This is a genomic window from Neptuniibacter marinus, assembly GCF_001597725.1.
Classification (GTDB): domain Bacteria; phylum Pseudomonadota; class Gammaproteobacteria; order Pseudomonadales; family Balneatricaceae; genus Neptuniibacter; species Neptuniibacter marinus.
In genome coordinates, this window is sequence record NZ_LUTR01000007.1 from 1 (window position 1) to 16,375 (window position 16,375).

Genomic DNA, 16,375 nt, shown 5'->3' on the forward strand with positions numbered 1-16,375 from the left:
TTAATCAGGCATTATCCAATGCTTACTTAAAATCTCAGGGGCTTTATGAATTGCGCGATGGATGGATCAAGCTTCACTATTCTCAGTGAAACGCCCTGTGCGGATCCGCATGCAGGGTGTTGTGGGGGCTGAGGGTTAGAGACCCTCGGCTACTCGATTATGCTCTTTCCATATCGTTTTCTATAGCGCCTGCTAATTGAATGACTTCAAGAGCGCTTTCAAAAAAGTTTAAATATTTAGAGTTTTTTGTGATAAAAACAACCAGGTTGAACTTTGCCCTTGTGAGGCCAACGTAAACCAACTCCGCGTTATCTAGCTCATTAACAATCAAAAAAACAGTTGGTGACTCATAACCTTTAAAACTATGTATTGTCGATATCTTTAAAACACCACTATTCAGGTTAAATCCATATTTTTTATTACTTCTTATTTTTTCAATTTCACTACGGTCTATGCGTGAAGATTCATAAGCTTCTTTGGTTTCAAATGTTGTCAAGGTTTTTTCGTTAAAATGTGGATTTTGTCTTATTAAAAAATCGATTTCCCGCATTTGATAAATGCTGGATGAAAGAATAACCATGTCATTTGGGTGAATAGACTCACGTTTTGCGACAGAAAAAACATAATTAACAATTGAGTTGATATCGTTTGCGTCAATCAATACACATTGATTGACCCCCACTCCTAACAACGCGGGTTGCATCGCCTCTGCAAAATCGAGTTCGTACCGACCACTAAAAAATACTTCCTGAAACCTTTTTGCAACATCTAAGATGTGAGAATCTTCTTTATAACGAAAAGATTTAGACAGCTTATTCCAGCGACCAAAACCTTGAACTACTTTTGTGGTATTTTCTTCATCAATTTCCCTTTCGTAAATATTCTGCTTCTCGTCCCCAAAAAGAACCATTTCGCCTTGGTCGGTTAAAAAGTATTTACGTATTATCTTTATCCACTCAGGCTTATAGTCTTGAATTTCATCGACTAATATTGTGTCGAATTTCTCTTCAATTTCGCAATTTTCAAAAGCATTTTCATTTGAGTAGTATTTTGAATCTAGGTAAGCACTGACCTTATCTTTATCATTTTTTATTTCTTCAGGAACACTTACGTCTATTCCATATTGACTGAGTGCTGCACTCATAAATCTATGGTAGTTAATGATGCCAAAAGCTCCCCAGGAAAAATCACTTCTCACTTCATTTATTTTGTCTTTAATGTACATCCTAAGAGTAAGATTAAACGTGAGTATAAGAACGTTACCTCCATGTCTCGCATGTGCGTTTACAGCTCTTTTTGCCAGTACAGTGGTTTTACCTGAACCTGCAACACCTTTAATTTTCTCTCGTTTTCCTTGCTCGCTGGTTACAAGCCTTTCTTGAACCTTTGTGTACTCTATTTCTTTCCCATCATTAAGATAATGGTAAGGGGGCTGTAAATATCTTAAGAAAGCTTCATAGATTGATAATGGAAATATTTCACTTTTTCTAGAAAATGGAAGCTTGACCTTCTTTAACTGGTCTTTGGTGACAGCATGTTTATATAAATCCCTTTCAAACCTTCTTATTTTTGAGTTGAGCCATTCTCTCTTTCTTTCATATTTATCATGGTCTATTGGGTTTTCAGCATATGTATTATTATGCTCTCTGAGAATATTCTTGAATTCGTCCATTCTGGGAGAAAAAAAACTTTGAATAGAGTCTTTGTTCTCGCTATGAAAATAAACGTAACAAGATATCGCCTTGTAAAAATTCTTATTATTTAAGTTTTTTTCTAAAAGCCCATTAATATGAAGATCAAACATATTCTTCTTGTAGCCAAAAACTTGGGCGAACGGTGAGCGTATTACTGCCCCATTTTTATTCACATGCCATTTGTTGTTTTCATCCAAATTGTAAAATGACAAGTCCCAGTCTTTTACTTCGATTATGATTACACCCAATATCTGGTGAATAATAATAATGTCAGGTCTTTCACCATTAAAAAATGGCTGAAAGTATATCTCCACTTCCGCATCAAAATTCTGCGACAACTCATTCAGAAGAAATAACTCACCTTCAGTCGGCTTCTGCTTGCTTTTCTTGATGACATCAAGGCTTGGAAATATTTTGGCCATACATCCTCAGTTTGACTGAACTACTTTGAGCACTAACAGCTAAATATATGACAGATTGTCGCGTTTAAACACGACAATTTGTCATATATCTACATGAAAAAACTTGAGAAAAACAACCTAGCTCTTTGATTATCATAAGCTTTCCTTAGCTAACTTTTCCTATTACCGGAGAAAATACACAAAATTGTCTTACTATCCTTACATAAAGTAAAGCAGGATAAAATATTTGCTATACAACCTTCGCTCACGGGGTGAGCGCCTAGATTAGGATGTTCCTTGTAGAAGGCCTATCGTTGGTCGAAATTTAATAATAAAAAAAGCGATAAAGAGCCTAGTCTCGTCTATTTACTGATTAATTTTACATAAGCAAGAGCGGTTCAGAGGCTCGCCAACAGTAAGTCTATCCATCACCCCGCCCGAGCAAACTGTTCATCAAGTCGGCTTGTACCTAGGCCACTCATTTTATTCACTTTAATCTGTACAGGTATTCGTTCTTTCATGGCTTCGATATGGCTGATGACTCCAATCATTTTGCCTGAGGCATTGAGGCTATCGAGTGCATCGAGGGCGGTGTCTAAGGTTTCACTGTCTAAGGTGCCAAAGCCCTCATCTAGGAAGAGTGAGTCGATACTGGTTTTTTGGCTCACTAGATCAGATAGAGCCAAGGCGAGCGCCAAACTAACCAAAAAGCTTTCGCCACCGGAGAGGGTTTTGGTATCCCTTGAGGTGTCAGCCTGCCAAGTATCCAGCACTTCTAACTCTAAGGCTGCGCCCTGTTTGCGCTGTAAGCAGTAACGGCCATGCAGTCGTTCTAGCTGAACGTTAGCAAGGTGGACTAGATGATCAAGTGTTAGGCCTTGGGCAAAGCGTCTAAACTTATCCCCCTTTTGCGAACCAATTAAGCTTTGTAGGTAGGCTAAATCATCGTACTGCTGTTTAGAGGCTTCAATTTGCTTAAAGAGCTGAGTTTGTCCCTCACGGCGGGCTTTATCATCATCTAGCAGAGCACTGACTTGGCCTTGTTCATGGGTTATCTCTCTTAACGTCTCTTTGTCTTCACTCATGCGTTGCTCAAGACTCGGCAGTGCTTCAGGGTCGCTTTCTCCCCCGCTATACTCAGCAAGTAATGTTTCTAACCGTTGCTCTGCTTGCTCTTTTAACGCGATAGATCGCTGCAATGCGGTGGTTAGTTGATCTTTCTGTTCTTGCAGTTGCGCACGCTGCTCATCATTAAGTAGCGCCGCTAGGTACTCGGCCTCACTCCCAAAAAGACTCTGAGCCAGTTGCGCATCCCACTCATTACGGAGTTGTTCACCCTCTGTATGTAAACTCGCCCTCTGCTCCTGCAACGCATTTTCTGTTGCGTTAAGGTCCTGTAGCTGCTGACTGATAAGCTGATGCTGCTCATTAATCCTTTGATAGTTCTGCTCTGATGCCTGCAGCGCAGTTTGGGCCTTTTGCCGCGCCTCACCCACCTGTTTATCGGCAAATAATGCGTAGCGCTGCTGACGATTGCTCTCAGCTCGCTCCTTAATGGCCTGTAATTCTGTCGTAACTTGTCCCAGCCTCTGTGTGATTTTTTCTGCCTGTCGCTGGGTTTGCTCTCGCTCTGAAGTGAGTGCAGCGATCTCTATCTCTATCTGCTGTTTTTCTTCTTCAGCTTTTAGGTAGCTTTCTACCGTTGCACTAAGTTGTTCTAGCCACTGCGTCGCATTTACAAGCTCTGGCATCGGCAACTGTTGTGCACCGATGCTTTCGGCTAGGCTTTGTTTGAGGGTTTCGCTCTCTTCTACTACTTTTTTAAGCGTTTGGCTCAAAGAGCTAATGGTTTGCTCGCTATAATTTAACGCTTTTTGCGTTAACGCTTGCTGCCCTTCCTCCTGCTGTAATTGGGTTTGGGCGGCTTGCACTTGAGCGTTGTAGCGTTTTGCTTCTTCAATCTGTGTTTGCAAAAAGGCCATTCGTTGCTCAAGCGCCTGAGCTAACGCGGCATAAGCGGCCTGATCGTTTATATCAATGGGTGATTGGGATGGATTAGCATAAGGCAGATCCGACACAAGCACCTGCCAACGGTCCATCTCCTGTTTTATATCAATTTCAATCTGTTCAAGGCGCTCTGTCGCACTTTGCAGTAATTGCGTTTGCTTAACCTGTTCCTCGTTAAGCTTAGTCCCTTGCTCTTTAACCGTCTCCAGCGCCGCCTCAAGGGTACGGTAACGTAACTCGGTTTCGCTTTGATCTAGGGTTTGATAAGTCTCCACCAGCGGGTGCGCTTTTGAGCCACACAAAGGACAAGGCTGATCCGGTTGAAGTTGCTGTCTCGCTGCCGTCAGATCTGAGATCTGTTTTTCTAATGTTAAGCGCTGTTCTATATCGCTAAGCTGCTCGCGTTTATCTTTATACGCTTCCCGAAACTGCTTGAGCTGCTGATCAATGTGCTGCTTATCTTGATTCGCTTGCGCTATTTTATCCTGTAGCGCTGTTTTCTCTGCCGACAGTTTTGTAAAACTTGAGGCGATAGCGGGTAGCTGTCCAACAACACCACGCTCCCCCATCACCCTATGTAAAGATTGCTCAAGAAAGGTCTGTAAGGTTTGGCTATCCTGTTGATGTGATGCGGCTTGGTTATCGAGCTGCTGCTGGGCATGGGCCACGTTTAACCTTGCCTCATCTAGCTGTTTATCCGCCTGGCTCAGTTGCTGCTGCTGATCAACCCGTGTTTGCTGTAGCTCTGTTAACTCAGCTTGTTTAGCTTGCTCAACCGCTTGCAGCTCTATCATTCGCCCAAACTGTGCGCGCCAAAGGGGGAGTTTATCCACTAACGCTTTATTGATAGATGGGTTGGTTAATAGACTGCTGATCTCGCCACGGCGCTGGTTTAGTTCATCACTGCGTTGTTGATTATTCTTAAGTGTCTGTTCGCACTCCACTTGCTCTGATTGTAGCTGTTGAAGCTGGGACTCTTTTTCCTTTAACTGATCAACCTGCTGCTGATAAGCGGCATCGAGTGGCACCACTTTTTCATTTAACAGTGTTTCTAACGCGGTATTGTTTTGCTTTAAGGTTTGCAGGGCATCCTGCTCTACGCTCTGGCGGGTCTGTAGCGTCTCGACCTCTGTGCGCTTTTGCGCTTTCGACTCGGCTAACGCGCTTAACTCAGCATCGATTTTTACTAACTTAGGTTCGTTCGCTTTTAACGGGTTATAAACGCGGCTTAGCTTTTCGGCCAATGTGCTTTGCGCTAAACGCTCAAAATTCTGTTTTTCACGCGCAAGCTGTTCCTCTGCTGTAACCAGTTCCCTCTCTGTTTGAGCCAGTGTATTAAGCGCTTTTTTCTTTTCAGCCAAAAAGGTGGCTTGTTTTTGTAACTGCTCAAGCTGGCTATTTTTCTCCGTAAACTGCTGACCTAGGGCGTCACGTTTTTCCATAAGCTCAGTTAAACGCTCTTGCGTAAGCAGTTCCACACCTTCAGCTTTAGCTTGTAGCTTCTCTAAGGCTTGTTTGCTTTCACTATAACGGAGAAAGACTTTTTCAGAGATAAGACCATAGATCTCAGTGCCGGTTAACTCTTCGAGTAGTTCTGCTCGCTCATTGGCATCGGCATTTAAAAACGCAGCGAACTGTCCCTGGGAGAGCATCATCGATTTAGTGAAACGATCGAAATCCAAACCGCTTATCTGCTCAATTAACTGGCTCTTCACTTTAATCTGACTGGCCAGAATAGTACCTATCGGTGAGTCGGTGATATCTGCCAGCTCAACTTTAGCGTCTTGCAGGTTTCCATCTACCTGGTTACGGGAACGGCGTTGACTCCAAAATGCCCTATAACGTTTACCTTTTACTTCAAATTCAACTTCCGCTAACGCATCCGCTGTACCACGCGTCATCAGCTCGTTGGTCGACTTAGAAATATTAACCAATCGAGGTGTGCGGTGATAAAGGGCGAGACAGATGGCATCAAGAATGGTGGTTTTGCCTGCACCGGTCGGCCCGATAATGGCAAACAAGCCATTGTCGACAAAAGGCGATTTTGTGAAATCAATTTTCCATTCGTTTTTCAGGGAGTTAATGTTTTTAAAACGTAGGGATAGAATTTTCATACATCATCTCCCGTTGCAAAAAGATCATCCACAATCGGTGCGTCACTCTCTTTTTTAGATTTTTTTGCGGGTACGGTGGAGGTAACCTGTACCGCTGAGGTCGCTGAAAGCGGTGGCTCCTCATCAAACAAGGGCAAGGCTTCAGCTTCAACTTGAGTTGACGCGACAGTTTCTCCATCGGTCACTATGGGCATAGCCTCATTAAGCGCTAGCCTTGTCGCTTCAGGAACAACCTTAGCGGCATCAATGGCTGTAGAAACCGGCTTACTCGGGGCGAAACCGCTCTCCTCTTCCACTTGATTAACAATCTGGGCAAAACGTTCTTTAATTCGTTGCATGCGAAGTTTGTCTTCATCACCTTCAAATACTTCACTTGCTAAGCGCCGTTCAAAGACCTCAAAGGGATTCAGCTCATCCAGTGTCTCTTTCTCTTGACGGGTCATCTCGCTAGAGCGCTGCTTACGCGCTCGACGTAGGAGTAATACCTCAACCGGCATATCTTGGGTTAGTTTCTCTATACGTTGCGTCAGGTCATTCAGGTAATCTTGAGTTTCAACTTCAATAGAAAGCCATACAGGTAACTCATGCTCAGTGCGATCAATCTCAAGCAGTGCCTCTTCAATAGTTTTAAGGTCCCCCTTAATCACTTGCATAGGTTGAAATTGAGGGACATAGAGCGGCTCTACACTCACTAAAGCGGTATCATCAAACTCAACCATCAGCACCTGCTTTTGACTGCCCAGTTCATCAAAGCTCAATGCGATAGGCGATCCGCAATAACGTATATGTTCTGATTTAGCAACGATCTGCGGACGGTGTATATGACCTAGCGCGATATAATCGGCAGGCGGAAAGGCACTCGCCGGAAAGGCCTCTAAAGAACCTACATAGATATCTCTTACCGAATCTGAGCTTTTAACCCCCATAGCGGTTAAGTGGCCAGTGGCAATAATCGGCAGTTCTAATCCTAGTGCTTTGCGTTTTTGATCGGCTGCTTCATATACCTTCTGATAATGCTCGGCAATCCCATTACCTAGTGCTTGCGCTTTATCGCTAGCCGATTCATTCGCATGACTTTGCAGTACATCTCGGGGTCTTATATAGGGTATCGCACACAAAATGGCTGAAGGTTCGCCCTGACGATTGTTAAGTGTAATCACCTGATCATTTAGGTTGTCTTGCACATTGGCAATCACATCAGCGCTTAGGTATTTAAGCAGTCCTTTAGATTCATTTAAGGTTGAAACTGAATCATGATTTCCACCTAAAACTATAAGCTGACAGCCTAGCTTATTGATAGAAACTACCAGCTGATTATATAGCTCACGAGCGTAACTGGGTGGCGATCCCGTATCGTAGATATCACCTGCGATAATCACCGCATCTATTTGTTTTTCTTTAACTTTATCAAGCAGCCACTGAACAAATTTTTGATGTTCAGCTAATCTGCTTTTACCTATAAAGTGTTGACCAAGATGCCAATCAGAGGTGTGTAAAATACGCATCATAGAGCTTTGAACTTCCTTATCATTTGTACCGTTCTACTCCGCTAGCTTAGGGCGGACAAGGCAGTAATAAGTGCGGTTTTTGCATCAGCGCAATGGTAAACCTCAGGTAGTTTATCCATACGTTCATACATAATTTCAAGCACACTAACGGGATCAGCCAAGAGCATAATATCAAGCTCATCCTCTACGGAATCTCTACCATCATCATGAGTTTCAAACTGGTAGAAACCAGGCTCAGGAATCAGAACATCCTCCTCAAACCCATCCAGATATTCATCCATGCCCATTTTATGAACTTCCAAAACAGATGAACTGCTAAAGCAAACTATCTTGTAAGTCAGTGGAACAGAAAGAAAGTCACGCTTAGCAGCATAAGCAAGAAACAATTTATCTGCCGAATCCTCTTGCATGACCAGATAGGCATAATTACATCCTGACTCAACCTCAAGTGGAACAAGCGCTTCCACAGGCACAAATTGCGTCACGGTTTATAGCTCCATTACGTAATCAGGGAGATCCGCTTCAGCTGGTACAGGTGTTGGATTGCCCTGCTCATCAATAGCAACAAATTTAAAGGTCGCTTCGGTTACTTTTTCACGTTGCCCTATACGGCCTCGGCGCACCCAAGCTTCTACATGGATATCCATCGAACTGCGCCCCACGCGGGTGACATCCGTGTAAACACCCAGAATATCCCCTACTTTTACAGGCCGGATGAAGCTCATACTATCTAGGGATGCTGTCACAACACGTGTCTGCGCTCGCTGTCCAGCACAGATACCTGCCGCTATATCCATTTGCGATAAAACCCACCCCCCAAAGATATCACCTGATGGGTTAGTATCGGCTGGCATCGCAATCGTTCTTGTTGTTAAACGGCCCCGTGTTTGGGGTTTATTATTCTGATCACTCATAAATGAAAACCTATCACCTTCAATAAAATATGGCCGTAGCATAGAGGATTACAGCGCCTTTGGAAAAGGCGATTAATATGACTTTAAAGAATAGATCTATTTTTATCTCCATATCAGTTGTGATGCACGTTATTATATTTGTAAACACAGAGTTTAGAGAGAACGTTATGATCATTGTCTGCCCTACTTGCATGACCTCCAACCGCATACCTGATGACAAGTCTCATCTGCAGGGAAAGTGTGGAAAGTGTAAAGGCGCACTGCATACTTATAGCCCCGCTGAATTAACCGATGCTAATTTTGAGAAATATATCAGCCAAAGCGAACTACCCGTAATTGTCGATTTCTGGGCAAGCTGGTGTGGCCCTTGTCAAATGATGAAACCTATTTTTGAAAAAACAGCGGCAGAATCTGAAACACTGCTGTTTGCTAAAGTAGATACAGAACAGGCTCAAAAAGTTAGTGCGAATGTGCATATCAGAAGCATTCCAACCATTATCATGTTCCAAAATGGTCATGAGATCGATCGCGTATCAGGTGCATTACAAGAAGCCCAGTTAAAACAGTGGATCTTGCAAACTCTGAATAAGGCTTGATCTACAGATGATAGCGAAAAAAATTGCTGATGAGCTGGGCGTTAAGCTCCCTCAGATTGACGCCGCAATAAAGCTTTTAGATGGTGGCGATACCGTGCCTTTTATTGCCCGCTACCGTAAAGAGTTAACCGGTGCACTGGACGACCAACAGTTACGCATTTTATCCCAACGACTTATCTATTTAAGAGAATTAGATGCCCGCCGAGACGTTATTCTTAAAAATATAGAAGAACAGTCCAGCCTTACACCTCAGTTAAGACAGGCGATTCTATCAACGGATAACAAAACACAACTAGAAGACCTTTATCTTCCTTATAAAAGTAAGCGCCGTACTAAAGCACAGATAGCCCGTGAGGCACTGCTTGATCAACTCTTAGATAAGATTATCGCGAAGCCTCACACCGCCCCTTCTCAATTAAGTAGCGGCTTTGTAAATCCAGACAAAGGCTTTGTTGATATTGATGGGGTACTAGAAGGTGCCAGCGCTATACTGAGCGATCGCATCTGTGAACATGCTGAGCTGTTAAACCGTTTACGTTCCACCTTAACTGAGCAGGCGCAACTGCACGCCTCAGTCGTTAAAGGACAGGAATACGCCGGCACTAAATTTAGAGATTATTTTGATTACACTGAGAAGCTAAAAATAATCCCCTCCCATCGGATGCTAGCTCAGTTACGTGGCACTAATGAAGGCATATTAAAACTAAAGCTTATCATTCCCGACGAAGAGCATTGCCAACAACTGATTACTCGATACTTACAACTACCTCGTAATGGTGAGGGCGCAGAATGGTTGCAGGATCAACTCAAAAACTGCTGGAAAACCCGCTTACGCACTAAGCTTCAAAAAGAGTTGATACAGCATTACAAAGAGCAAGCAGAGAACGAAGCTATTTTGGTCTTTAGCCGTAATCTTAGAGATCTGCTACTCAGCGCTCCAGCTGGCCTTAAAGTTACCTTAGGATTGGACCCTGGCCTTAGAACCGGCGTTAAAGCCGTTGTGGTTGATGAAACAGGAAAACTGATCAACTACACGACTATCTATCCTCACCCGCCTAAAAACGATTGGCAGCCCTCTAAGGACAAACTCTACGAACTTTGTCACCGCTATCAAGTCGAGTTAATCAGCATTGGTAATGGCACAGGTTCAAGAGAAACGGAAAAGCTGGTTACTGAACTATTACAGGAACACACTGATATCCATGCGCAAAAACTGATTACCAGTGAAGCGGGTGCGTCAGTTTATTCAGCCTCGGAACTCGCCACAAAAGAGTTTCCCGATCTAGATGTTACGATTCGAGGTGCCGTTTCCATTGCAAGGCGTTTGCAAGACCCTCTTGCAGAGTTGGTTAAAATTGAGCCTAAAGCGATTGGTGTCGGACAATATCAACATGACGTGAACCAAAACCACCTTTCTGAGCAGTTAGAAACCGTTATAGAGGATTGTGTCAATGCGGTGGGGGTTGATCTGAATAGTGCCTCCGAAGCGCTGTTAACCCGAGTCTCTGGGCTAAATCAAACGTTGGCAAACAACATTGTTCAGTACCGCAACGAGATAGGTCGTTTTAAGTCGCGTCAGCAGTTGTTGAAGGTTCCTAGACTTGGCCCTAAAGCTTACGAGCAATCCGCAGCGTTTTTAAGAATACGAAATGGCACTCAACCTCTTGATAATTCTGCGGTACATCCCGAATCTTATGATTTGGTTACGCAAATAGCCAAACGCAGTAACTGCCCTATTGCACAGCTAATCGGTGACAAGCATTCGTTAGCTAAGCTAAACCCCTCTGATTTTATCAGTGCTAAATATGGACAATATACGATTGCTGACGTCATGGCTGAATTAGAAAAGCCCGGACGTGACCCTCGCCCTGAGTTCAAAACTGCTAGATTACTAGAGGGTGTTGAAAGCATCGCTGATCTACATGAGGGCATGAAACTAGAAGGTACGGTGACCAACGTCACTAACTTTGGCGCTTTTGTTGATATAGGCGTACATCAAGATGGGCTTGTGCATATATCTCAGTTGGCGAATAAGTTTGTTAAAGATCCCCATACTGTTGTTAAACCCGGTCAAATCGTTAGCGTACGCGTAACTGAAGTCGATATTAAAAGAAAACGTATCGCTCTTAGTATGAAAGCGGATCAATAATAAACGTAGTAATGACAGATAGGTTGTTGTCATTTAATCGGTTATATTAATTTTTTTAAAAAATCAGTAGGTACTGTATCAATGTATGTAGCAATGAATAGATTCAGAATCGCACTCGGAAAGGAAGATGACTTTATTAATATCTGGAAAAATCGTGAAACTTTTCTAGATGAAGTCCCTGGATTTAAAAGCTTTAACCTTCTACAAGGCAAAACCGACGAGGAATGTACTCTGTTCGCGTCTCATAGTGTTTGGGAATCGGAAGAGGCATTTATGGGGTGGACTAAATCAGAAGCTTTCCGTAAAGCGCACGCTAATGCTAAGCCCGCCACCGATATTTATTTAGGACCGCCCTCATTTGAAGGCTTTAGCTCAGTACTATAAGAATAAAAGAATCAGCAGAGCAATCACTTTATGTGGTTGCTCTACAAAACCGAAGACTAAGATAACTATTCGTCGATCAAGGTATCTATCAAGTCGATCATAAACTCGGTTTCCTCTTCAGTCATCGCCTCCCAGCCAAGAAGGTTCATACTTTCAAGCACACTACGCCCTTTTTCATCATCCATCATTTTAATGAGCCGCTGTTGAATGGTAGACGCATATTTTTGCAATTTAGGACTTAATAACAAGGTGTGATGCACAACACTAATTTCACTACTCACCAAAATTTTCATCTGGTTTTTAATGAGATCAGATAGCTCATCATAGGCATCCTTTAGAAAAAAACCGACATCCGCATCTTGATTTAATACATTTTTAGCAACGATCACATAACTATCAACGGCTAAGGTTTCTGTATTACTTGCATCCAGATCTGCTGGTTCCAGCATGATCATACCAATGCGGTTAACGTCAGGGTCATCGGTTGTAACTAAGGTCGCCCCAGGCTTTAAGTCCTCTACCGATTGGATGGCAGCATCTTTATGGGTTGCGATAATAGTTTCATCAGGCTTTGATATGGGCCGTACGAGCGCTTTAAAACCAAGTTCGCGCACTAACATAGACGCATCAAAGGGGTTCGCATAAACCAGATCAAACTTACCGGATTTAATATCTTTACGTTGGGTATCAAAACAATCATAAAGCTCTAGGTGAACCCCAGTTCCTAACTGTCTCTGTAACCAAGTATTGAAAATAAACCAGCCAGAAATATGGTCGGGCGCAAAATCAGGACTAACCGTTAAATTTAATGTCATTTGAGACGTAACCTAGCTAAGTGTTTTATATAGCGCTTCACTTTCAGAAACTTTACTGCGTGAAGGTTTACGCCTTACTGAGGTATATCCAACAACCACACCATTACGTATGTTTGGAATAACTGTCGCTTTGACCCAATAATAAGCACCATCTTTACGTAAATTCTTTACGTATCCATGCCACTTATTACCTGCTTCTATTGTTTCCCAAAGCCCAGCGAAAGCCACTGAGGGCATGTCGGGATGCCGAAGAATGTAGTGATTAGCACCAATTAATTCATCTTCAGTATAGCCCGACATTTCCACAAATGCTTGATTAGCATGAGTAATAACGCCTTGAGTATCAGTGCGGGAAACGATCAGTTTTCCCTCAGGATAAGGAACCTCTCGATCAAGAACGATTGCTTTACGAGAAGTTCCATCATGATAGTTGATGACTGTATCACGAACATCACGAACATCTTTCACATCATGTTCAGGCATCAAAAAACCTATTCTGTTACTTGGAGAAAACGGTTTAGAGTATCTTCCCTATTGCCTCTGCTGCACGTTTTACATCCAAAAAGATTAAGCCAAGACGAGCATTCGGTTTGGCAACAACAGTCAATACGGATTCATCATTTGCATGAGTCATCAGTATGTAACCTTTATCACCTTTTACGAGTACTTGTTCTAGTTCTCCACGTGCAAGCTCAGTGGCAGTACGTTCACCTAGTGAAAGCATTGCCGCACTCATTGCACCGACTCTATCTTCATCCAGACCCGCTGGAAGAAGAGCTGCGATCATTAGACCATCTGTTGAAATGACAGCGGACGCTTCGATTTCTGCCGAAGTTCCGTTCAAGTCACTCAGTATAGAGGTCAACATTTCTGAGCGCATATACATACTCCTTTTATGTAAGGCGTTAAAATACAGGAATTTAAAAATCGTTTATTGATCAACATCAATAATCGAGATAGCGCCTTGCTAAGGCACTTAATAAATCAACATAATTGTTGTGATTCAATCGTGGCATCTGATCGATAACCAGCACAAAGCGCTGATGGCCTAAATGAATCACCCAGAAACCAACTTGGCTTAACCCAACTGGATCAAGCATTCCCCATGACTCTCCCATAAATGAAAGGTCGCGATTAAGAAGAAGACTATGCCTCTCATGCAGTGAACTAATATCAGCGGCTAAAGCACATAGTGCTTCAGCATGATCTGGATTATAGCCGGTAGAACCCAGGCAAAAACCATGATCGTCCGCTAACGCAACCTTAGAAGTACTGGAAAGGTTTGCCAATAAGCTAGGAAGAATTTTTTCAATAGAATCATCAACAACACGCACGGGTGTGTCACTCAACTGGACAAAATTCTTCTCTAATAGCTTATCAAAAAGCTCTTTCGCTTCCGTTTCTTCTAAGTCAGTCAACTCCATGATCAGCTCGTGACTAAAAGGCAGCGACACATCTGTACTAAGAAGCTGCAATAGTAGAGCTCTGGCATCATCAGGCTCTGATCCTACAGTTGCATAGAAGGCACCCGCCGGACAGATTTGAATAAACTGATTCTGAATAGTAGCACTCGTCACAAATTAACTCCGAAACCTATCGTCTAACTCTGTTTCATTCCTGAAACCATCCAAGTGAATATGCCCCTGACATGAATGAAAATACAACACGCTGAGGAACATCTAATATCCTTACAACATCTAACGCAGACAAACTATGTCCAGCCCATACTTCACTGATCTCTTCACCACTTGGCAATGGCAGAAAGCGAACAAAATCAGGCTGTGTAGATAATTGCATATTCTTTTCGGGATCCATCCCATTAAATAACCGTCCTCGCGCTGTCCAGATAGCCACCTTCCAGATCAACGTTTGTGCATCTTCTGCGAGATGCTTGCTTTTACCTTCTAACTCAAACTCACTTTGCGCTTTTATATCAAGTTCCTGATAACCAAAACGGGTTAAAGCAAGCTGATTTAAAAAATCGTCAGTAAATGTAGAATAAAAAACCTGTTCCTCGGGAAAGTAGTACATCTCTCCTGGCAGTCCAGTGATTTCGACAGATTGCTCCATTTTCTTTGCTAGAGCGACAGCCTCTATAATTTTTGCGAGCAGAGAGTCTTCGGCACTAAAGAATATACGTCGCCTCTCTTCTCTTTTACTAAGATCTACATCACCGGAATTACCGCAACGCTGAACAACCTCTTCGGGGGTAAGCTCATGCTTGGCAAATCGCTGTCTATCCGCATCTAGCGCTTCTATATCCAAATCATCGACTTGAAGCTCGGTCTTATCAGCCGCTTCGTTGGATTGAGTTTCTTTTAACTTTTCTTTATCTTTGCGGGCTTTTTCTATGCGCAACTTTTCCAAACGAGCTTTATTAATACGCTCCTGCGTCAACCGTGCTTTCTCTATACGCTCCTTTTCCAAGCGTTTACTCTCGATACGCTCTGCTTTTAGACGTTCTTGTTCTGCACGTTTTTGTTCAAGTCGTTCCTGCTCTAAACGCTCTTGCTTTAAACGTTCCTGCTCTAAACGCTCTTGCTCTATACGTTCCTGCTCTAAACGCTCTTGCTCTATACGTGCCTGCTCTAAACGCTCTTGTTTTAGCTTTTCAAGTTTGAGTTCTTTAAGCTTTAGCGCCTTCTTTTTCGCCAAAAGCACTTTTGTCTGTTCAAGCTTCTCAGCCTCTAATTTGGCTCTTAACTCTGCTTCCTGTGCTTTAATCTCTTCTTCAAGCTGGTGAACTAAACGGTCTGAAGCGCTGACAACTAAATTACCACGCATCAGCTTCTGTTTAAGTGCTTCACTTTTTCGTTTTTTGGAATATTCACCACCACGATAAAAATCTACATCTCTGGGACGTACTTGCTGCTCGGATGGTTTACTGTCACCACTCATAGAGCCAGCACTCTCTGATTCAAGATCAAATGCTCTTACGATATTGAGTAAATCATCAGAATTATGTGGTTTTTTAAGAAGAACAAATCCATCCCAGCTTAGATCTCTAATGCTGATGACGATTTTATAAGTATCGGCAAATTTTTCATTGATCTGCTGCTGCACATCAGCATCTTTACTCGCTTGATCACCATTGACAATAATGATAGCCGCACTACTTGCGTTCACTAGTTCACAATCGACAACAGAAGAAAAACAATATTCAAGCATTGCCTGACTGGGTCCAATAAAACCAACCAACGCAACCTTCCGTACATTTTCTAACTGATTGCTTCTTCTTATACTCATTTAAATTCAGCTACCCTTCATTTCATCCATGTAAACTAGCAGGCTGAAAGCGTCCATTGATCAATACTGAATGCTTTGTAGAAAGCTTAGACAAACCTTCCAGATTATCTTCTTCGATAGCACGCTTTATGACCTTTTGAACTTCTGGTGTCATAACTGACTTAGCTTGCTCAAAAAGCCTTTTACGTAATGTTGCTCCCTTTTTACCAAGCACTAATAAAAAGTCAGCAAACGCACCCTCAAGAGCTTCACTATCATAACAGGCAATAGACAGATAAATTCGCTTAGTATGAAGACGAAGCTTATCCGGCTCAGCAGCAACCATACGGGTGAAATGGTACAAGATCCGTTTTCCTTGATGCCCCTTATAAATGAGGTACCTAGGATGCTGTGCATCAAATGCAGCTTGGATACGGCCTGTATTTGGGCTATCAAAGTCCGAATTTAGTTCCCAATCAGCTAACGCATCCCAAATTGGAGAATTCAAGGCTCCCTCCTATCCTATAATTATCGTTCTAACGATGAGAAAGATGTAAACAACTGTTTG

General features: G+C 42.8%; 14 protein-coding genes. 3 read left to right on the forward strand and 11 right to left on the reverse strand.

Features of this window, described 5'->3' with window-relative positions; all coding sequences use genetic code 11:
* Positions 1-157: 157 nt before the first annotated feature.
* The 5 genes from A3774_RS07070 to A3774_RS07090 form a co-directional block, all read right to left on the reverse strand.
* Positions 158-2,116 carry a nuclease-related domain-containing DEAD/DEAH box helicase gene (locus tag A3774_RS07070; protein WP_067865381.1) on the reverse strand — a complete coding sequence of 653 codons (1,959 nt, stop codon included), beginning with the start codon at positions 2,114-2,116 and terminating at the stop codon, positions 158-160.
* Positions 2,117-2,523: 407 nt separating this feature from the next.
* Entirely contained in the window at positions 2,524-6,216 is a 3,693-nt protein-coding gene (locus A3774_RS07075; protein WP_067865383.1) for an SbcC/MukB-like Walker B domain-containing protein, read from the reverse strand.
* A complete protein-coding gene (gene sbcD, locus A3774_RS07080; protein ID WP_075107925.1) occupies positions 6,213-7,724 on the reverse strand; it encodes an exonuclease subunit SbcD in 1,512 nt (503 codons plus the stop codon). Before sbcD ends, A3774_RS07075 begins: the two co-directional genes overlap by 4 nt.
* A 41-nt stretch (positions 7,725-7,765) precedes the next feature.
* On the reverse strand, positions 7,766-8,209 hold the full coding sequence (locus A3774_RS07085) for a hypothetical protein (RefSeq protein WP_067865386.1): 444 nt from the start codon (positions 8,207-8,209) through the stop codon (positions 7,766-7,768).
* 3 nt (positions 8,210-8,212) lie between these two features.
* Entirely contained in the window at positions 8,213-8,638 is a 426-nt protein-coding gene (locus tag A3774_RS07090; protein WP_067865664.1) for an acyl-CoA thioesterase, read from the reverse strand.
* 77 nt (positions 8,639-8,715) lie between these two features.
* Between A3774_RS07090 and trxC the strand changes: the two genes are divergently transcribed.
* The 3 genes from trxC to A3774_RS07105 all read left to right on the forward strand — a co-directional run bounded on the left by trxC (position 8,716) and on the right by A3774_RS07105 (position 11,767).
* Positions 8,716-9,234, forward strand: coding sequence for a thioredoxin TrxC (gene trxC / locus A3774_RS07095; RefSeq protein ID WP_231867958.1), 519 nt, complete (start codon positions 8,716-8,718; stop codon positions 9,232-9,234).
* Positions 9,235-9,241: 7 nt separating this feature from the next.
* Positions 9,242-11,383 (forward strand): Tex family protein, encoded by a 2,142-nt coding sequence (locus A3774_RS07100; RefSeq protein ID WP_067865389.1) that lies wholly within the window; start codon positions 9,242-9,244, stop codon positions 11,381-11,383.
* 81 nt (positions 11,384-11,464) lie between these two features.
* Entirely contained in the window at positions 11,465-11,767 is a 303-nt protein-coding gene (locus A3774_RS07105) for an antibiotic biosynthesis monooxygenase family protein (RefSeq protein WP_067865393.1), read from the forward strand.
* 65 nt (positions 11,768-11,832) lie between these two features.
* On the opposite strand, the gene A3774_RS07110 is transcribed toward A3774_RS07105, so the two are convergent.
* From A3774_RS07110 to A3774_RS07135, 6 genes are all read right to left on the reverse strand, one after another.
* Positions 11,833-12,582, reverse strand: coding sequence for a phosphate/phosphite/phosphonate ABC transporter substrate-binding protein (locus A3774_RS07110; RefSeq protein WP_067865396.1), 750 nt, complete (start codon positions 12,580-12,582; stop codon positions 11,833-11,835).
* Positions 12,583-12,594: 12 nt separating this feature from the next.
* Entirely contained in the window at positions 12,595-13,065 is a 471-nt protein-coding gene (locus A3774_RS07115; protein ID WP_067865397.1) for a PAS domain-containing protein, read from the reverse strand.
* A gap of 34 nt (positions 13,066-13,099) precedes the next feature.
* The gene (locus A3774_RS07120) at positions 13,100-13,462 is read right to left on the reverse strand and encodes a roadblock/LC7 domain-containing protein (RefSeq protein ID WP_067865400.1); all 363 of its coding nucleotides are present in this window, start codon (positions 13,460-13,462) and stop codon (positions 13,100-13,102) included.
* A 64-nt stretch (positions 13,463-13,526) separates the two neighbouring features.
* Complete coding sequence (locus A3774_RS07125; RefSeq protein WP_067865403.1) at positions 13,527-14,159, reverse strand: hypothetical protein; 633 nt, start codon at positions 14,157-14,159, stop codon at positions 13,527-13,529.
* Between the two features lie 34 nt (positions 14,160-14,193).
* Entirely contained in the window at positions 14,194-15,828 is a 1,635-nt protein-coding gene (locus tag A3774_RS07130) for a coiled-coil domain-containing protein (RefSeq protein WP_067865405.1), read from the reverse strand.
* A 22-nt stretch (positions 15,829-15,850) separates the two neighbouring features.
* Positions 15,851-16,315: a hypothetical protein gene (locus tag A3774_RS07135; protein WP_067865407.1), complete on the reverse strand. Its 465-nt coding sequence runs from the start codon at positions 16,313-16,315 to the stop codon at positions 15,851-15,853.
* Positions 16,316-16,375 lie beyond the last annotated feature (60 nt).

What these genes read in the sequence shown, in the direction of transcription:
- A3774_RS07070 (WP_067865381.1), bottom strand. Translation starts at nt 2,116, where the DNA reads ATGGCCAAAATATTTCCAAGCCTTGATGTCATCAAGAAAAGCAAGCAG.
- A3774_RS07075 (WP_067865383.1), bottom strand. Translation starts at nt 6,216, where the DNA reads ATGAAAATTCTATCCCTACGTTTTAAAAACATTAACTCCCTGAAAAAC.
- sbcD (WP_075107925.1), bottom strand. Translation starts at nt 7,724, where the DNA reads ATGATGCGTATTTTACACACCTCTGATTGGCATCTTGGTCAACACTTT.
- A3774_RS07090 (WP_067865664.1), bottom strand. Translation starts at nt 8,638, where the DNA reads ATGAGTGATCAGAATAATAAACCCCAAACACGGGGCCGTTTAACAACA.
- trxC (WP_231867958.1), top strand. Translation starts at nt 8,716, where the DNA reads ATGACTTTAAAGAATAGATCTATTTTTATCTCCATATCAGTTGTGATG.
- A3774_RS07100 (WP_067865389.1), top strand. Translation starts at nt 9,242, where the DNA reads ATGATAGCGAAAAAAATTGCTGATGAGCTGGGCGTTAAGCTCCCTCAG.
- A3774_RS07105 (WP_067865393.1), top strand. Translation starts at nt 11,465, where the DNA reads ATGTATGTAGCAATGAATAGATTCAGAATCGCACTCGGAAAGGAAGAT.
- A3774_RS07110 (WP_067865396.1), bottom strand. Translation starts at nt 12,582, where the DNA reads ATGACATTAAATTTAACGGTTAGTCCTGATTTTGCGCCCGACCATATT.
- A3774_RS07115 (WP_067865397.1), bottom strand. Translation starts at nt 13,065, where the DNA reads ATGCCTGAACATGATGTGAAAGATGTTCGTGATGTTCGTGATACAGTC.
- A3774_RS07120 (WP_067865400.1), bottom strand. Translation starts at nt 13,462, where the DNA reads ATGCGCTCAGAAATGTTGACCTCTATACTGAGTGACTTGAACGGAACT.
- A3774_RS07130 (WP_067865405.1), bottom strand. Translation starts at nt 15,828, where the DNA reads ATGAGTATAAGAAGAAGCAATCAGTTAGAAAATGTACGGAAGGTTGCG.